Below are 15280 nucleotides of genomic sequence, written 5' to 3' on the forward strand. Positions count from 1 at the left end.
GTCGCTCCCCCTGAAACAACAAAAATCCTTGTGCAAATGGCCGAGTGCGTTAGCATCGCACCCGCAAATTTCTGCGCGCAATCGACAACGGCCTGCCATTCGAAGCACTCAAGCAGATGACCGCCGTGTGCAGACACCACAATAAAATGGCTTCAGGGGACTTGAGATGAAGAAGTATCTTTCGCTGCTGCTGGCGGGTGCCGCAGCCCTGCTGGCGGTCAACACGGCCCAGGCCGGCGCTATCGACGACGCGGTCAAGCGCGGCACGCTGAAAGTCGGCATGGACCCGACCTACATGCCGTTCGAGATGACCAACAAGCGTGGCGAAATCATCGGTTTCGAAGTCGACCTGCTCAAGGCCATGGCCAAGTCCATGGGGGTCAAGCTGGAGATGGTTTCCACTGGCTACGACGGCATCATCCCGGCCCTGCTGACCGACAAGTTCGACATGATCGGCAGCGGCATGACCCTGACCCAGGAACGCAACCTGCGCCTGAACTTCAGCGAACCCTTCATCGTGGTCGGCCAGACCCTGCTGATCCGCAAGGACCTGGAAGGCACCATCAAGTCCTACAAGGACCTGAACAGCGCCGACTACCGCATCACCTCCAAGCTGGGCACCACCGGTGAGATGGTCGCCAAGAAGCTGATCGCCAAGGCCAAGTACCACGGCTACGACAACGAGCAGGAAGCGGTGCTGGACGTGGTCAACGGCAAGGCCGACGCCTTCATCTACGACGCCCCGTACAACGTGGTGGCCGTCAACAAAGTGGGCAATGGCAAGCTGGTCTTCCTCGACAAGCCGTTCACCTACGAGCCCCTGGCCTTCGGTTTGAAGAAGGGCGATTACGACAGCATCAACTTCATCAACAACTTCCTGCACCAGATCCACGAAGACGGCACCTACGATCGCATCCATGACAAGTGGTTCAAGAGCACCGAGTGGCTCAAGGACATGGAATAGGCGTCAGGCAACTGATTTGCGGTTGATCGCGAGCAAGCTCGCTCCTACAGGGCGCATAGCGTTTTTGTAGGAGCGAGTCTGCTCGCGACGATGCCCCCCCGGGCTCTGCCGAACCTCCCCGCTGCAAACCGCTGGAACCTGCAAAGTGAACAAACAGAAAAAAGCCCAATGGCCCTGGCACGTACTGACCGTGCTGGTGCTGATCGGCCTGGCCGGCGCCCTGTACTACGCCACCTCGCTGATGTCCTACGAATGGCGCTGGAACCGTGTCCCCCAGTACTTCGCCTATCAGGCCGAAGAGTCCCAGCGGGCGGCGGAAATCTCCACCGTCGCCGAGGTGGTGCGCCAGGGCGGCAAGGCACAAGTCACGCTGCGCGGTGACTCGGGTGCCGAGCAGCATCTGAGCGTCGATGAAAGCAGCTTGCAGGTGGCTAGCGGCGATGACGTGGCCGAAGGCGATGTCATCGGCGTGACCCGGCACTGGGCCGCGGGCCCGCTGTTGTGGGGCCTGTGGACCACCTTGTGGCTGTCGGTGGTGTCCGGCGTGCTGGGGCTGCTGATCGGCCTGGGTACCGGCCTGTGCCGGTTGTCCAGCAACCCGACCCTGCGCGACCTGTCGACGATCTATGTCGAACTGGTGCGGGGCACGCCGCTGCTGGTGCAGATATTCATCTTCTATTTCTTTATCGGCACGGTGCTCAATCTGTCCCGGGAGTTCGCCGGGATCGCCGCGCTGTCGCTGTTTACCGGGGCCTATGTGGCGGAAATCGTTCGCGCCGGGGTGCAGTCCATCGCCCGCGGGCAGAACGAAGCCGCGCGCTCCCTGGGGCTCAGCGCCGGCCAGTCGATGCGCCATGTGGTGCTGCCCCAGGCCTTCAAGCGGGTGCTGCCGCCGCTGGCCGGACAGTTCATCAGCCTGGTCAAGGACACCTCCCTGGTGTCGGTGATCGCCATTACCGAACTGCTCAAGAGCGGCCGGGAAGTCATCACCACGTCGTTCTCGCCATTTGAGATCCTGTTCTGCGTGGCGGGCCTGTATTTGTTGATCAACCTGCCGCTGTCGAAGATGGCCAGCCGGCTTGAGCGGAGGCTCGCGCAAAGTGATTGAAGTCCGCGATCTGGTAAAAGTCTTCGACACCCGCGGCCAGCTGGTGCGTGCGGTGGATAACGTCACCACCCAGGTGGCCAAGGGCGAGGTGCTGGTGGTGATCGGTCCGTCCGGTTCCGGCAAGTCGACCTTCCTGCGTTGCCTCAATGGCCTGGAAGAGTTCGACTCCGGCTCGGTGAGCATCGACGGTCTGCAACTGGCCGACCCGAGGACCGATGTGAACGCCTACCGCCGGGAAGTCGGCATGGTGTTCCAGCATTTCAACCTGTTCCCGCACATGACCGTGCTGGAAAACCTCTGCCTGGCGCAGAAGGTGGTACGCAAGCGCGGCAAGCAGGAGCGCGAGGCCAAGGCCCTGGCGTTGCTGGAAAAGGTCGGGATCGCCCAGAAGGCCCACGAGTTTCCTTCGCGGCTTTCCGGTGGCCAGCAGCAGCGTGTGGCCATCGCCCGGGCCCTGGCCATGGAACCCAAGGTGATGCTGTTCGACGAGCCGACCTCGGCCCTGGACCCGGAAATGGTCGGCGAGGTGCTGGATGTGATGAAGACCCTGGCCCTGGAAGGCATGACCATGGTCTGCGTGACCCACGAAATGGGCTTTGCCCGGGAAGTGGCGGATCGGGTGCTGTTCTTCGATCACGGCAAACTACTGGAAGACGCGGCGCCGCAGGTGTTCTTCGACGCGCCGCAAGACCCGCGGGCCCAGGCTTTCCTGCGCCAGGTGCTGTAAGGCCGGCTCCTGCATTTCCCGGTAGGAGCCGGCTTGCCGGCGAAGCGGCTCAGACCCGGAAACGCCCCACCAGGCTTTGCAGGTGAATCCCCAGCCGCGCCAGCTCGGCGCTGGACGCGGCGGTTTCCTCGCTGGCCGATGACGTCTGTTCAGACACATCCCGCACATTCAACACGCTGCGGTTGATCTCTTCCGCCACCGCGCTCTGCTGCTCTGCTGCCGCGGCGATCTGCTGGTTCATCGCCTGGATCGCCGACACGGTACGGGTGATGTTTTCCAGGGAACCACCAGCCCGGCGTGTCAGCTCGACACTGCTGTCGGTCAGGCTGCGGCTGGTATCCAGGGTGCTGGCCACCTGCTGGGTGCCGCTTTGCAGGCCAACGATGAGTTCAGCGATTTCTTCGGTGGATTGCTGGGTACGTTGCGCCAGGCTGCGGACTTCATCCGCCACCACGGCAAAACCCCGCCCGGCTTCACCGGCCCGGGCGGCCTCGATGGCGGCGTTCAGGGCCAGCAGGTTGGTCTGCTGGGCCACCGACTTGATCACATCCAGGACGCTGCCGATCTTGTCGCTTTCCTGCTTGAGATGGCCCATGGCCTCGGTGGAATGGCCCACCTCGCTGGCCAGGCGCTCGATCTGGGCGATGGCTTCGTTCACCACCCGGTCACCCTCGCGGGCCTGCTGGTCGGCCGCCACAGCGGCCTCGGAGGCCTCCTCGGCGTTGCGCGCCACTTCCTGCACGGTGGCGGCCATTTCGTTCATGGCCGTGGCCACCTGGTCGGTCTCGACTTTCTGGCTGTTGACCCCGGCGCTGGTCTGCTCGGTCACCGCGGACAGTTGCTCGGCGGCGCTGGCGATCTGGGTCACCCCGTCGCTGATGCCGCCGATCAGTTCCCGCAGGCTCACCGTCATGCGCTGCATGGCTTTCTGCAGTTGGCCCAGTTCGTCGCGGCGCTCCACGGCGAGGTTCTGGCTCAGGTCCCCGGAAGCCACGCGCTCGGCGGCCTTGAGGGTCTGCTGCAGCGGCTGGGTGATCTGCCGGGTGATGGCCCAGGCGGCGATCAGGCCGAACAGCATGGCCAGCAAGGTGGCGATCAGCAGGGTGCTCTTGGCTTGCGCGGCGTCGCTGTCACGCTTGGTGGTCTGGGCCACGGTCAGCTGCTTGCTCAGGTCCATCAGCCGGTCGCCCTGGGCGGCCATGCGCTTGAGCGCAGCCGCGCTGGCTTCTTCGGCGTCGCTGTAGGCGCTGACGGCCATCCGGTAGGCCTTCAGCGAGTCGCTGGCCTGTTGCAGGTTGGCAACGTGCTGCTCGGGCAGGCGTGAAGGCAGGCTGGTGAGGTTGTTCAGGGCGTTGTCGATGGCGTCCAGCGCCGGCTGCTTGGCCTCGGGCTTGGCGCTGTAGGTGTAGCCGCGTACCTGGAAGCGTGCCTGCTGGATCAGCTTGGACAGGTCGATCACGCTATTGAACTGCGCCACGCTGTCGCCTTGCAGCAGTGAGTTCTCAACCTCCGCGACCCGGGCCACGGCATTGTCCGCGGTGGCGCCAAGCTGGGACCTCGCAGCCTCGCGGTTGGCGGTGGCGCGAGTCATGTCGGCAAAGGCTTTCTGGTATTCGGCCACGGCGTCCAGTTGCTGGTCGACCATGGTGATGCTTTCCGGTTGCTGCAGTTGCGCGCGAGCGTCCTGCAGGCCGTCGTTGAGTTGCTTGAGGAAGTCGTTGACCGCTGCCGGGCCGTGTTCACCGCGGCTCATCTCGTAGTTGAGGCGGGCGATGCGCAGGTCCTTGGTCAGGGCGTAGATAACGGAAATATTGCCCAGTTTGTCGCCCCGGTCGATCACCCGGCTCAGGCCGGTCCAGCCGGTGGCGGTGATCAGCAGGGTCAGGAGCAGTACCAGGCCGAAGCCGATACCCAGCTTGAGGCTGACGCTTACGTTTCCCAGGTTTCTGGCTAGCCAACGGTACATTCTGCGAACTCCCTTTTAGCAATGTGCGCTTAACCATAGGCTATCGGCGGGAGTGGGGGATTCTGTAGCTTGACTGGCTAGTTGCCATTACGACCGTGAGGTCCGGCTGGCCACTTGGCCAGCACGCACATGGGGGCTCAGAACAGGCGCGAAAGCAGGGCGGTGACCGCGGTTTCGACCCGCAGGATGCGTTCGCCCAGTTGCACCGGTTGCAGGCCGGCCTTGCCCAGAAGATCGATCTCGTAGGGAATCCAGCCGCCCTCCGGGCCAATGGCCAGGGTGACGGCCTGGTCCAGCCCGCGAGGGCAGGGCGGATATGGGCCAGGGTGGCCCACCAGCCCCAGGGTGCCAGCGCTGAGGGCCGGCAGGCGGTCTTCGACGAAGGGCTTGAAGCGTTTTTCGATCAGGACGTCGGGCAGCACGGTGTCACGGGCCTGTTCCAGGCCGAGCACCAGGTGTTCGCGAATCGTTTCGGGTTCCAGGAACGGGGTCTGCCAGAAGCTCTTTTCTACCCGGTAGCTGTTCACCAGCACCAGCCGCGGCACGCCCATGGTCGCTATGGTCTGGAACACCCGGCGAAGCATTTTCGGGCGCGGCAGGGCCAGCACCAGGGTCAATGGCAGCTTGGCCGGTGGCGGCTGATCGAGGGTCACTTGCAGTTCGGCTTCAGCAGGCTCCAGGCGCAGTACCTGGGCACTGCCCATCAAGCCGCCAATGCGCCCGACCCGCAGGCTGTCGCCGACCGCCACCCGATGCACGTCCTGCATGTGGGTCAGGCGTCGGTCGCGCAGCACTACCCGGTCGGCCGCAATGAAATCGGCCTCTTCCAGAAGCAGCAGGTTCACGCTTGGGTCGCTGGCGGCTGGTCGTTGTGGTCGTCGGCCGGTTCATCGTCCGGGTGCTCGCCACGTTTGCTGATCAGCCCGCCGAACAGCACGCCGATCTCGAACAGCAGCCACATGGGCACGGCCAGCAGGGTCTGGGAGAAAATGTCCGGCGGGGTGAGGATCATGCCCACCACGAAGCAGCCGATGATCACGTAAGGGCGGATCTTGCGCAGGTACGCCACGTTGACCACGCCTATCCACACCAGCAGGACCACGGCCACCGGGATCTCGAAGGCCACGCCGAAGGCGAAGAACAGGGTCATGACGAAATCGAGGTAGCTGGTGATATCGGTCATCATCTCCACGCCGGCCGGGGTGGCGGCGGCGAAGAACTTGAAGATCAGCGGGAACACCAGGAAGTAGGCGAACGCCATGCCGATGTAGAACAGCAGGATGCTCGACACCAGCAAGGGCACGGCAATGCGCTTTTCATGCTTGTACAGGCCGGGTGCGATAAAGCCCCAGATCTGGTGCAGGATCACCGGGATCGCCAGGAACAGCGAGACCATCATGGTCAGCTTCAGCGGCGTCAGGAACGGCGAGGCGACGTCGGTGGCGATCATCGTCGCGCCGACCGGCAGGTACTGGCGCAGCGGCGTGGAGACGATGGTGTAGATCTGCTGGGTGAAGGCGAACAGCCCGGCGAAGATGATGAAGATCGCCGCTACGCAGCGCAGCAGGCGGGTGCGCAGCTCGGTGAGGTGCGACACCAGCGGCATGTGTTGGTCGTTCTCTGGGATATCGCTCATGGTGCTCGCGGCGGCAAGGTGGAGTCGTGGGGGGCCGTGGTGGCGGGTGTTGCCACTGGGGCTGCGGGCTCTGCGGTCGGTGCCGGTGCTGGTGTCGATGGCAGAGGCGCGGGCACTTCGCTGGCTGGCGGCGCTTCGGCGACCGTAGCGGCGCCTGGCGCGTGAATCGTCTGCTCGGCCACAGGCTCTACCGGAGTCGGTTGCTGCTGGGTCGGGGCGAGGATTTTCCGCGCTTCCTGCTCCAGGGACAGAATGTGCTCGTTGTGCAGTTGCCGGCGGATCTCGTCGGCACCGATTTCACGTTCAACTTCCTGTTTTATCGCGTTGAAGCTGCGCTTGAGGCGCCCGACCCACAGGCCGGCGGTGCGCGCAGCGCCGGGCAGGCGCTCGGGGCCGAGCACCAGCAGGGCCACCAGGCCCACCAGCAGCAGTTCAGAGAAGCTGATACCAAACATTAGTCAGTGCTCACGAGTCTTTGCGGGTCGGCTCTTCGACTTTCTGCGCCTGCACATCGATGGTGTGCGGCTGGCTCAACGGCGCGCTCTGCTGCGGCTGAACCGGTGGCACAGGCTGCGCTGCTGGCGGGACCACGGGTTCGGCAGGCTTTTCGTCGTCATTCATGGCCTTGCGAAAGCCCTTGATCGATTCGCCGACGTCGGTGCCCAGGTTCTTGAGCTTCTTGGTGCCGAATACCAGTACCACGACCACCAGGATGACGATCCAGTGTTTCCAGTCAAAAATGCCCATGCTGCGTTTCCTCTTAGAAAGTTGTTCAGGCGGACGGACGCGAGGCTTTCTCGGCGTGTCCGGACAAACCGAAGCGGCGGTCCAGCTCATCGAGCACGGCCTGGGGATGCTGCCCCAGCTGTGCCAGCATGACCAGGGTGTGGAACCACAGGTCCGCGGTTTCGTAGATCACATCGCTGCAGTCGCCGCTGATGGCAGCGTCCTTGGCGGCGATGATGGTTTCCACCGATTCTTCGCCGACTTTTTCCAGAATCTTGTTCAGGCCCTTGTGGTACAGGCTGGCGACGTAGGAGCTGTCGGCTGCGGCGTCTTTACGCTCTTCCAGCACCTGGGCCAGACGGGTGAGGGTATCGCTCATGTCAGTGTCCTGCAGAATAGATCGCGTGCGGGTCCTTGAGGACCGGTTCGACGGTTTTCCACTCGCCATCTTCATAGACGCGGTAGAAACAGCTGTGGCGGCCGGTATGGCAGGCGATGTCGCCGATCTGCTCAACCATCAGGATGATCACATCGGCGTCGCAGTCCAGGCGCATTTCATGAAGCTTCTGCACGTGCCCGGATTCTTCGCCCTTGCGCCACAGCTTGCCACGGGAACGTGACCAGTAGATGGCGCGATTCTCGGCAGCGGTCAGGCTCAGGGCCTCGCGGTTCATCCAGGCCATCATCAGTACGCGCCCGGTCTTGTGATCCTGGGCGATGGCCGGCACCAGGCCGTCCGCATCCCATTTGATCTGGTCCAGCCAATCTTTCATTTTCGACTCCGACAACCGGGCTCAACCCGCTGGTGACGCCTCGGCGATTTCGACAGTTTGCCAGCAGGTCGCGCCACTGGCTATCGGCGAACGATCAGATACAAACCGACCGCAATCATGATGCCAGCAGGCCAGTGCCCCAGCTCATGCAATGGACCGCCGGCGGCCAGGACCGCGCCACCGCCCAGGTGGGCAGTGCCCAGCAGGCGCAGGAACCAGTCGTCCTTGCGCTTGTGCCAGGGCGCCGGCGGATCGGCGGCATGGGGCTGGGACATGCGCTCCAGCAGGTCGCGGGTCATGTTGGCCAGGTGCGGCAACTGTTCGATCTGGCTGTGGATGTTGCCGAGCACGGCCTTGGGGCTGACCCGTTCGCGCATCCAGCGTTCGAGGAAGGGTTGCGCGGTGTTCCACAGGTCCAGGTCCGGGTACAGCTGGCGGCCCAGGCCCTCGATGTTGAGCAGGGTCTTCTGCAGCAGCACCAGTTGCGGCTGCACTTCCATGTTGAAGCGCCGAGCGGTCTGGAACAGGCGCATCAGCACCTGGCCGAAGGAAATGTCCTTCAGCGGTTTTTCGAAGATCGGCTCGCACACGGTGCGGATCGCCGCCTCGAATTCGTTGAGCTTGGTTTCCGCCGGGACCCAGCCGGAATCAATGTGCAACTGGGCCACGCGGCGGTAGTCGCGCTTGAAGAAGGCAAACAGGTTGCGGGCCAGGTAGTCCTGGTCTTCCGGGGTCAGACTGCCGACGATGCCGCAGTCGATGGCGATGTACTGCGGGCTCCAGGGCTGCACGGTGCTGACGAAGATGTTGCCCGGGTGCATGTCGGCGTGGAAGAAGCTGTCGCGGAACACCTGGGTGAAGAAGATCTCCACGCCACGCTCGGCGAGCATCTTCATGTCGGTACGCTGGTCGGCCAGGGTGGCCAGGTCGGTGACCTGAATGCCGTAGATGCGCTCCATCACCAGCACTTTGGGCCGGCACCAGTCCCAGTAGACCTGGGGTACATAGAGCAGCGGCGAGCCTTCGAAGTTGCGCTTGAGCTGGCTGGCGTTGGCCGCCTCGCGCAGCAGGTCGAGCTCGTCGTAGATGGTTTTCTCGTAGTCGCTGACCACGTCCACCGGGTGCAGCAGGCGCGCGTCGGCAGAGAGCTTTTCCGCGGCACGGGCGAGGATGAACAGCCACGCCAGGTCCTGGGCGATGATCGGCTTGAGCCCGGGGCGGATCACCTTGACCACCACTTCTTCGCCGGTCTTGAGCTTGGCGGCGTGCACCTGGGCCACCGACGCCGACGCCAGGGGCTCGATGTCGAAGCGGCTGAACACGTCGCTGATCTTCTTGCCCAACTGCGCTTCGATCAGGGCCACGGACTTTTGCGAGTCGAACGGCGGCACCCGGTCCTGCAGCAGCATCAGCTCGTCGGCGATGTCTTCCGGCAGCAGGTCGCGGCGGGTCGAGAGGATCTGCCCGAACTTGATGAAGATCGGCCCCAGGTCCTGCAACGCCAGGCGCAGGCGTGCACCGCGGCTCAGGTCCAGCGGCTTGCGCGGGAACCAGCGCCAGGGCAGGGCGAAGCGCAGGGCCAGGAGGAACCAGGGCAGGGGCAGGTCGAACAGCAGGTCATCGAGGCGGTAGCGGATCACGACGCGCTGGATGCGCAACAGACGGCGGACGGCAAGCAGCTTCATGCGTTATCGCTTGGGTCAAGGGATCGGGAAAGGCGCTCCAAGCGCGCCTCGAGACGTTCCAGGTCGAGTTTGGCCTGATCCAGCTCGCGAAAGCGCGCTTCGGCTTCGCGCTGACCCACCAGGGTCCGCGATTCTTCGGCGAGGAATTCGGCGAGGTTCTGGTTGAGGCTGGCAAATCCTTGCTGATACCAGCGGGCGCGGCTGCGCACATGGCCACTGAACAGCTGGGTGGCCACGGGGCCCAGCCAGCGCGAGAGCTCGTACTCCCAGTCCAGCTCCAGGTCCTGAAGGGTTGCTGCCAGGTCCAGCAGCACGCCGCTATCGCCTTCCAGCTCCACTTCGGGGCCGTGCAGGACCGCGGTCTTGTCCTTGCTCAGGGCCAGGCGCAGCAGGCTCGAGGCCGGTGCGCGCAGGGTGCAGTCCGGGTCCGCGGCCCACTGGCTGGCGAGCATCAGGCCTTCATCGCTGGGCAGGATGAACAGCTGCAGCGCCGGGTTGCGGCATTCCACGGCGATCACCTTGCCATTGAGGTGCTGCAGGCGCGGCAGCGCCGTGCTGTCCAGACGCAGCACCCGATTGATGCCGGTCTCGACGCTGGCGAGCAGGCCGCTGAGCAACATCAGGGCTTGATGCCGCGGTGCAGGGCGACGATGCCTGCGGTCATGTTGTGATAGGTCACGCGGTCGAAACCGGCCTCGACCATCATCGACTTCAGGGTTTCCTGGTTGGGGTGCATGCGGATCGATTCGGCCAGGTAGCGGTAGCTTTCCGAGTCGTTGGTGATCAGCTTGCCGGCCAGGGGCATGAAGGCGAACGAGTAGGCGTCGTAGACCTTGGACATCAGCGCGTTGGTGGGCTTGGAGAACTCCAGCACCAGCAGGCGACCGCCGGGCTTGAGCACCCGCAGCATGGAGCGCAGGGCGTCTTCCTTGTGGGTCACGTTGCGCAGGCCGAAGGCAATGGTCACGCAGTCGAAATGGTTGTCCGGGAACGGCAGTTTTTCCGCATCGGCCTGGACGAACTCGACGTTGCCGGCCACACCCAGGTCCAGCAGGCGGTCACGACCGACCTTGAGCATGGATTCGTTGATGTCGGCCAGTACCACTTGGCCGGTCGGGCCCACCAGGTGGGAGAAACGCCTGGTCAAGTCACCCGTGCCGCCGGCGATGTCCAGTACGCGATTGCCGGCGCGCACGCCGGACAGCTCGATCGTGAAGCGTTTCCACAGGCGGTGCATGCCACCGGACAGCACGTCGTTCATCAAGTCGTACTTGGCCGCTACCGAGTGGAACACCTCAGCGACTTTTTCCGCTTTCTGGCTTTCAGGAACATTCTTGAAGCCGAAGTGAGTGGTGGGTTCGGCATCGCTGCCTTTGCGCTGATCAGTCATATCGCTGTCACCAAAAGAGAATGCGGGACATTCTAATGCCGGTGGCGGTCTTTGTCTTGGCAAGGCTGAATGTAAGATAGCGATCCGCCGGGACGTTTTGACGCACGCAGGGTCAAGATGCTTCAGGCAAGTCCCGAAACAGCAGGAGACCTTCAATGGCCCGTATTAGTGTTGAACGTGCCCATGGCCTGGGCAAGCAGGCAGCCCGTGAAAAGGCCGACAAACTGGCGCAGAAACTCGCCGATCAATATGGCCTGGAGCCGCAGTGGGCAGGCGATACCCTGAACCTCAAGCGCTCGGGCGTCAAAGGCGCGGTGCATGTGGGTGAAGAGTCGATCCGCATCGACGTGGAACTGGGGATGTTGATGTCGGCCATGAGCGGCACCATCAAGTCGGAAATCGAAAAGGCTCTGGACAAGGCTCTGGTCTGAACCGGCTCCTACATGAATTCATGACAGTCGTTAGGGTGCCGATTCTAATTTTTCTCTCTAGGTTGTGCCTCAGGTCCTCTTTCCGAGGGCAGTTCCTCAAACCTTCTGCGCGTGAGGTGCACCATGGCCAAAGTAATTCTGAAGAAAAAAGTTGATGCCCAATCGACTGCTCTGAGTGAAGTCAAATCCTATGCCCGCAAGATCTGGCTGGCAGGCCTGGGGGCCTACGCCAAAGTCGGTCAGGAAGGCAGCGAGTACTTCCAGGAGTTGATCAAGGCTGGTCAATCCGTTGAAAAGAAAGGCAAAAAAGTTGTCACTGAACAACTTGAAGCAGCCAACAGTCAGATAGATGGCGTTAAAGGGGATGTCAGCACTCTTAAAGGCAAAGTCGAAGTGCAACTGGACAAGGTCGAGAAGGCTTTTGACACGCGCGTCGCCAGTGCCTTGAATCGTATCGGCATTCCGTCTAAACATGACGTTGAGACACTCTCTGCTAAGCTCGATGAGCTGACGGCGTTGCTCGAACGTGTCGCGCGTAAACATTAAGGAGAACGGGATGGCTGGTAAAAAGAATACTGAAAAAGAAGGCAGCTCGTGGATCGGGAAAGTCGAAGAGTACTCCCGTAAAATTTGGCTTGCTGGTTTAGGCGTGTACTCGAAAATCGACTCTGACGGCAGCAAGCTTTTCGAGACATTGGTCAAAGATGGTGAGAAAGCCGAGAAACTGACTAAGAGCGTAGTCGGCAAGAAAGTTGATGCGGCCAAAGATTCCGCAACTTCGGCCAAGTCGCGTATCAGCGACGTCAAGGATCGCGCCCTGGGTAAGTGGGATGAACTGGAAGGCGCTTTCGACAAGCGCTTGAACAGCGCCATCTCGCGTCTGGGCGTGCCTAGCCGCAACGAAGTCAAGGCCCTGCACGACAAGGTCGATACCCTGACCAAGCAGATTGAAAAACTCACAGGTGCCAAGGTTGCGCCGGTTGCAGCCAAAACTGCAGCTGCCAAGCCTGCTGCAAAACCCGCAGCCAAGCCTCTGGCCAAGCCTGCCGCTAAGCCTGTCGCCAAGGCCGCCGCTAAACCCGCAGCCAAGCCGGCCGCGAAAACCGCAGCCGCCAAACCAGCTGCCAAGCCTGTAGCGGCCAAGCCCGCTGCCAAGCCCGCGGCGAAAACCGCAGCGGCCAAGCCAGCGGCCAAACCGGCCGCCAAGCCTGCAGTGGCGAAAAAGCCTGTGGCCAAGAAGCCTGTGGCTGCCAAGCCAGCGGCCAAACCAGCAGCCAAGCCCGCTGTTGCGGCCAAGCCTGCAGCCCCGGCTCCGGCCAGCTCGGCGAACTCCGCCGCAGCCCCGAGCCCGGCTGCAACCCCGACTGCCGCGCCAGCTCCAGCGACGCCAAGCAGCCAGTCCTGATCGCATCAGGAATAAAAAACGCCCGGCCTGGGAAGGCCGGGCGTTTTTTATTGAGGCGTTCTAGCCCTGCTCATCCAGGTAGCGCAGCGCCATCTGTTCGGTGGCCATCTTTGCCGGCGGCAGCAGGTGTGGCGCCACCAGCATCATGATCTGGTAGACCACCAGCCGAACTTCGCCTTCGCGATCGAGAATCCGCTGGTAATCCAGAGAGAACAGCAGGGTCATGGTGATCTGTTCCACCAGCTGCCCCAGGGCCTGGGTGCCGCTGACCAGTTGCCCCTGAGCCTTGAGCCGGGCCAGCAACGAGGCCAGGGTGCGTTTCAAGGCATTGAGCAGGTTGCGAATGCCCTTGGCCAGTTTTGGCAGGCGCCCGGCCAGGTTGGACAGGTCCTGAAATAGAAAGCGGTAGTGGGCCAGGCGCTCGACGATCAGGTGCAGGAACAGCCAGTAGTCTTCCGCCGCCAGCTGGACGTCGGACGGTGGGTCCAGCAATGGCGTCAGTTCGTTCTGAAAGCGCTCGAACAGGCCGAGCACCAGCGGCTCCTTGCCATGGAAGTGGTAGTAGAGGTTGCCGGGGCTGATCCCCATTTCATTGGCCACCTCCATGGTGGAGACATTGGGCTCGCCCTTTTGATTGAACAGTTGCAGGGCACATTCGAGTATCCGGTCGCGGGTCTTCATCCTGACTTCTTGTCGGTCCATTGAAGGGGCACGGCTCCGGCGTGGAACCGTGGTGCAAAGTGTCTTCAGCGCACGCGCACGTAGGTGCCGGGCGCAGCCTCCATCGGCGGATAGTTCTGGTTGCCCAGGGTGGTGAGGGTTTCCCGCTGCGCCCCCGAGCGCTCCTGGACCCAGGTCAGCCACTGGTTCCACCAGCTGCCGTCCACATGCTCGGCATCGTAGTACCAGGCCCGCGGGTCGCTGCTGAGCTTGCGGTTCTCCACGTAGTTGGCCTTGGGATTGCTCGGCGGGTTGAGGATGCTCTGCACGTGGCCGCTGTTGGACAGCACGAAGCGCCGTTCGCCGCCCAGCAGCAGGGTCGAGCGGTAGACCGCGTCCCAGGGCGTGATGTGGTCGTTGATCCCGGCCACGCTGAAGCTGTCCACCGTGACCTTCTGCAAATCGATCGGCGTGCCGCAGACTTCCAGCCCGCCGACATGGCTCAGGGGGTTGTGCTTGAAGAAGTCCAGCAGATCGCCGTGCAGCGCGGCCGGCAACCGGGTGCTGTCGTTGTTCCAGTAGAGAATGTCGAAGACCGGCGGCTCCTTGCCCAGCAGGTAGTTGTTGACCCAGTAGTTCCAGATCAGGTCGTTGGGGCGCATCCAGGCGAACACCTTGGCCATGTCGCGACCGTCCAGTACCCCTTGCTGATAGGAACGACGCTTGGCCGCTTCGAGGGTCTTCTCGTCGGCGAACAGCGTTGCCGGGCTGTCCATCTGGCTGTCCAGCAGGCTCACCATGTAGGTCGCGCTGGATACCCGGCGCAGCTGGCGCTTGGCCTGTAGATGGCCTTGCAGGGCGGCGATGGTCAGCCCTCCGGCACAGGCTCCCACCAGGTTGACTTCGCGACTGCCGGTAATCGCCCGGGTGACGTTCAGCGCTTCTTCGGCCGCCTCGACGTAGGTCGACAGGCCCCACTCGCGGTGCCGCACATCCGGGTTGCGCCAGCTGACCATGAACACCTGCAGGCCGTTTTTCAGCGCGTACTGGACGAAGCTGTTGGTCGGGCTCAGGTCGAAAATGTAGTACTTGTTGATTTGTGGCGGCACGATCAGCAGCGGCTTGGCGTACTGTTTTTCGCTCATGGGGCTGTACTGGATCAGCTCCAGCAATTCATTGCGAAACACCACTGAGCCCGGGGTGACCGCCAGGTTCTTGCCCACCTCGAAGGCGTGCTTGGTCACCTGGCTGGGCAACCCGTTGTTGTGCAGCAGGTCATCCAGCAGGTTGCCGATGCCCCGCACCACGCTGTTGCCCCCGGTGTTGAAGATCTCCTTGAGGGCCAGGGGGTTGAGCAGGGTATTGGAAGGCGCAACGGCATCATTGAGCAGGGAAAAGGCAAAGTGTGCCCGGGCCCGGTCGTCTTCGCTCATGCCACTGTCGTCGATCCAGTGGCGCACCTGCTTCTGCCAGCTCAGGTAGGCCTGCAGGCCGCGCCGGTAGAAGGGGTTGAGGCTCCAGGCCGGGTCGGCGAAGCGGTTGTCCTTGGGGTTGGTCTTGTGCAGGGTTTCCCCCAGCAGCACACGCCCCAGCTGGCCGCCCAGGGCCAGGGTATGCCGGGCACTGTGCAATGGATTGCGCAGGCTGTGGGCCGCCAGGCTGCGCAAGGTGGAGAACAGGTCCCGGCCGCGCAGGCCGGTGATCGCGCTCTGCGCATTGATATACGCGGCGGGTGACGGCAATGAGCCCGTCGCAGGTTTGTCTTGCATGAGTCAACACTCCTTCGTCAAACCACTAACAAGCAGACCA

At 62.8% G+C, this 15280-nt stretch carries 18 protein-coding genes and 1 pseudogene; 6 read left to right on the top strand and 13 right to left on the bottom strand.

What is annotated here, in order from left to right; translation table 11 throughout:
• The first annotated feature begins 166 nt into the window (after positions 1-166).
• The 3 genes from F6S12_RS09915 (at position 167) to F6S12_RS09925 (ending at position 2799) form a co-directional block, all read left to right on the top strand.
• Positions 167-964 carry a transporter substrate-binding domain-containing protein gene (locus F6S12_RS09915; protein ID WP_019095754.1) on the top strand — a complete coding sequence of 266 codons (798 nt, stop codon included), beginning with the start codon at positions 167-169 and terminating at the stop codon, positions 962-964.
• Between the two features lie 145 nt (positions 965-1109).
• Complete coding sequence (locus tag F6S12_RS09920; RefSeq protein WP_015633854.1) at positions 1110-2072, top strand: amino acid ABC transporter permease; 963 nt, start codon at positions 1110-1112, stop codon at positions 2070-2072.
• A complete protein-coding gene (locus tag F6S12_RS09925; RefSeq protein ID WP_053156009.1) occupies positions 2065-2799 on the top strand; it encodes an amino acid ABC transporter ATP-binding protein in 735 nt (244 codons plus the stop codon). Before F6S12_RS09920 ends, F6S12_RS09925 begins: the two co-directional genes overlap by 8 nt.
• A 49-nt stretch (positions 2800-2848) precedes the next feature.
• On the opposite strand, the gene F6S12_RS33780 is transcribed toward F6S12_RS09925, so the two are convergent.
• From F6S12_RS33780 to ubiE, 11 genes and pseudogenes are all read right to left on the bottom strand, one after another.
• A complete protein-coding gene (locus F6S12_RS33780; RefSeq protein WP_370059461.1) occupies positions 2849-3721 on the bottom strand; it encodes a methyl-accepting chemotaxis protein in 873 nt (290 codons plus the stop codon).
• Positions 3704-4765 (bottom strand): annotated as a pseudogene (locus F6S12_RS33785) (methyl-accepting chemotaxis protein); the annotation flags it as partial. The gene F6S12_RS33780 and the pseudogene F6S12_RS33785, both read right to left, overlap by 18 nt.
• A 137-nt stretch (positions 4766-4902) precedes the next feature.
• Positions 4903-5610 (bottom strand): 16S rRNA (uracil(1498)-N(3))-methyltransferase, encoded by a 708-nt coding sequence (locus F6S12_RS09935; protein ID WP_011058794.1) that lies wholly within the window; start codon positions 5608-5610, stop codon positions 4903-4905.
• Positions 5607-6401, bottom strand: a complete 795-nt coding sequence (gene tatC / locus F6S12_RS09940) for a twin-arginine translocase subunit TatC (protein WP_011058795.1) — start codon at positions 6399-6401, stop codon at positions 5607-5609. Before tatC ends, F6S12_RS09935 begins: the two co-directional genes overlap by 4 nt.
• The gene (gene tatB, locus F6S12_RS09945) at positions 6398-6856 is read right to left on the bottom strand and encodes a Sec-independent protein translocase protein TatB (protein ID WP_011058796.1); all 459 of its coding nucleotides are present in this window, start codon (positions 6854-6856) and stop codon (positions 6398-6400) included. The genes tatC and tatB overlap by 4 nt, the downstream gene beginning before the upstream one ends.
• Positions 6857-6866: 10 nt before the next feature.
• Positions 6867-7148, bottom strand: coding sequence for a twin-arginine translocase TatA/TatE family subunit (locus F6S12_RS09950; RefSeq protein WP_077933226.1), 282 nt, complete (start codon positions 7146-7148; stop codon positions 6867-6869).
• 25 nt (positions 7149-7173) lie between these two features.
• Positions 7174-7506 (bottom strand): phosphoribosyl-ATP diphosphatase, encoded by a 333-nt coding sequence (locus F6S12_RS09955; protein WP_011058798.1) that lies wholly within the window; start codon positions 7504-7506, stop codon positions 7174-7176.
• A 1-nt stretch (position 7507) separates the two neighbouring features.
• A complete protein-coding gene (gene hisI, locus F6S12_RS09960; RefSeq protein WP_011058799.1) occupies positions 7508-7900 on the bottom strand; it encodes a phosphoribosyl-AMP cyclohydrolase in 393 nt (130 codons plus the stop codon).
• Between the two features lie 80 nt (positions 7901-7980).
• Positions 7981-9585: a ubiquinone biosynthesis regulatory protein kinase UbiB gene (gene ubiB, locus F6S12_RS09965; protein WP_011058800.1), complete on the bottom strand. Its 1605-nt coding sequence runs from the start codon at positions 9583-9585 to the stop codon at positions 7981-7983.
• Positions 9582-10205 (bottom strand): SCP2 domain-containing protein, encoded by a 624-nt coding sequence (locus tag F6S12_RS09970; RefSeq protein ID WP_015633857.1) that lies wholly within the window; start codon positions 10203-10205, stop codon positions 9582-9584. Before F6S12_RS09970 ends, ubiB begins: the two co-directional genes overlap by 4 nt.
• Positions 10205-10975: a bifunctional demethylmenaquinone methyltransferase/2-methoxy-6-polyprenyl-1,4-benzoquinol methylase UbiE gene (gene ubiE, locus F6S12_RS09975; RefSeq protein ID WP_053148653.1), complete on the bottom strand. Its 771-nt coding sequence runs from the start codon at positions 10973-10975 to the stop codon at positions 10205-10207. The genes F6S12_RS09970 and ubiE overlap by 1 nt, the downstream gene beginning before the upstream one ends.
• A 155-nt stretch (positions 10976-11130) precedes the next feature.
• On the opposite strand from ubiE, the gene F6S12_RS09980 reads away from it, so the two are divergent.
• The 3 genes from F6S12_RS09980 (at position 11131) to F6S12_RS09990 (ending at position 12811) form a co-directional block, all read left to right on the top strand.
• Entirely contained in the window at positions 11131-11406 is a 276-nt protein-coding gene (locus tag F6S12_RS09980) for a polyhydroxyalkanoic acid system family protein (RefSeq protein ID WP_011058803.1), read from the top strand.
• A 123-nt stretch (positions 11407-11529) separates the two neighbouring features.
• Positions 11530-11952: a phasin family protein gene (locus F6S12_RS09985; protein ID WP_011058804.1), complete on the top strand. Its 423-nt coding sequence runs from the start codon at positions 11530-11532 to the stop codon at positions 11950-11952.
• A gap of 10 nt (positions 11953-11962) precedes the next feature.
• Positions 11963-12811 (top strand): phasin family protein, encoded by an 849-nt coding sequence (locus F6S12_RS09990; RefSeq protein ID WP_315868872.1) that lies wholly within the window; start codon positions 11963-11965, stop codon positions 12809-12811.
• A 60-nt stretch (positions 12812-12871) separates the two neighbouring features.
• Here the strand turns inward: F6S12_RS09990 and F6S12_RS09995 are convergent, their stop codons facing one another.
• Together F6S12_RS09995 and phaC are read right to left on the bottom strand one after the other, a co-directional pair.
• Positions 12872-13492 carry a TetR/AcrR family transcriptional regulator gene (locus F6S12_RS09995; protein WP_011058806.1) on the bottom strand — a complete coding sequence of 207 codons (621 nt, stop codon included), beginning with the start codon at positions 13490-13492 and terminating at the stop codon, positions 12872-12874.
• Between the two features lie 65 nt (positions 13493-13557).
• Entirely contained in the window at positions 13558-15240 is a 1683-nt protein-coding gene (gene phaC / locus F6S12_RS10000; protein WP_315868873.1) for a class II poly(R)-hydroxyalkanoic acid synthase, read from the bottom strand.
• Between the last annotated feature and the right edge of the window lie 40 nt (positions 15241-15280).

Origin of the sequence: Pseudomonas sp. JV245A, from assembly GCF_032424515.1 — a bacterium.
Taxonomy (GTDB): domain Bacteria; phylum Pseudomonadota; class Gammaproteobacteria; order Pseudomonadales; family Pseudomonadaceae; genus Aquipseudomonas; species Aquipseudomonas protegens.

What these genes read in the sequence shown, in the direction of transcription:
- F6S12_RS09980 (WP_011058803.1), top strand. Translation starts at nt 11,131, where the DNA reads ATGGCCCGTATTAGTGTTGAACGTGCCCATGGCCTGGGCAAGCAGGCA.
- F6S12_RS09995 (WP_011058806.1), bottom strand. Translation starts at nt 13,492, where the DNA reads ATGAAGACCCGCGACCGGATACTCGAATGTGCCCTGCAACTGTTCAAT.
- tatC (WP_011058795.1), bottom strand. Translation starts at nt 6,401, where the DNA reads ATGAGCGATATCCCAGAGAACGACCAACACATGCCGCTGGTGTCGCAC.
- hisI (WP_011058799.1), bottom strand. Translation starts at nt 7,900, where the DNA reads ATGAAAGATTGGCTGGACCAGATCAAATGGGATGCGGACGGCCTGGTG.
- F6S12_RS09915 (WP_019095754.1), top strand. Translation starts at nt 167, where the DNA reads ATGAAGAAGTATCTTTCGCTGCTGCTGGCGGGTGCCGCAGCCCTGCTG.
- ubiE (WP_053148653.1), bottom strand. Translation starts at nt 10,975, where the DNA reads ATGACTGATCAGCGCAAAGGCAGCGATGCCGAACCCACCACTCACTTC.
- F6S12_RS09990 (WP_315868872.1), top strand. Translation starts at nt 11,963, where the DNA reads ATGGCTGGTAAAAAGAATACTGAAAAAGAAGGCAGCTCGTGGATCGGG.
- phaC (WP_315868873.1), bottom strand. Translation starts at nt 15,240, where the DNA reads ATGCAAGACAAACCTGCGACGGGCTCATTGCCGTCACCCGCCGCGTAT.
- F6S12_RS33780 (WP_370059461.1), bottom strand. Translation starts at nt 3,721, where the DNA reads ATGCAGCGCATGACGGTGAGCCTGCGGGAACTGATCGGCGGCATCAGC.
- F6S12_RS09955 (WP_011058798.1), bottom strand. Translation starts at nt 7,506, where the DNA reads ATGAGCGATACCCTCACCCGTCTGGCCCAGGTGCTGGAAGAGCGTAAA.
- F6S12_RS09985 (WP_011058804.1), top strand. Translation starts at nt 11,530, where the DNA reads ATGGCCAAAGTAATTCTGAAGAAAAAAGTTGATGCCCAATCGACTGCT.
- F6S12_RS09970 (WP_015633857.1), bottom strand. Translation starts at nt 10,205, where the DNA reads ATGTTGCTCAGCGGCCTGCTCGCCAGCGTCGAGACCGGCATCAATCGG.
- ubiB (WP_011058800.1), bottom strand. Translation starts at nt 9,585, where the DNA reads ATGAAGCTGCTTGCCGTCCGCCGTCTGTTGCGCATCCAGCGCGTCGTG.
- tatB (WP_011058796.1), bottom strand. Translation starts at nt 6,856, where the DNA reads ATGTTTGGTATCAGCTTCTCTGAACTGCTGCTGGTGGGCCTGGTGGCC.
- F6S12_RS09950 (WP_077933226.1), bottom strand. Translation starts at nt 7,148, where the DNA reads ATGGGCATTTTTGACTGGAAACACTGGATCGTCATCCTGGTGGTCGTG.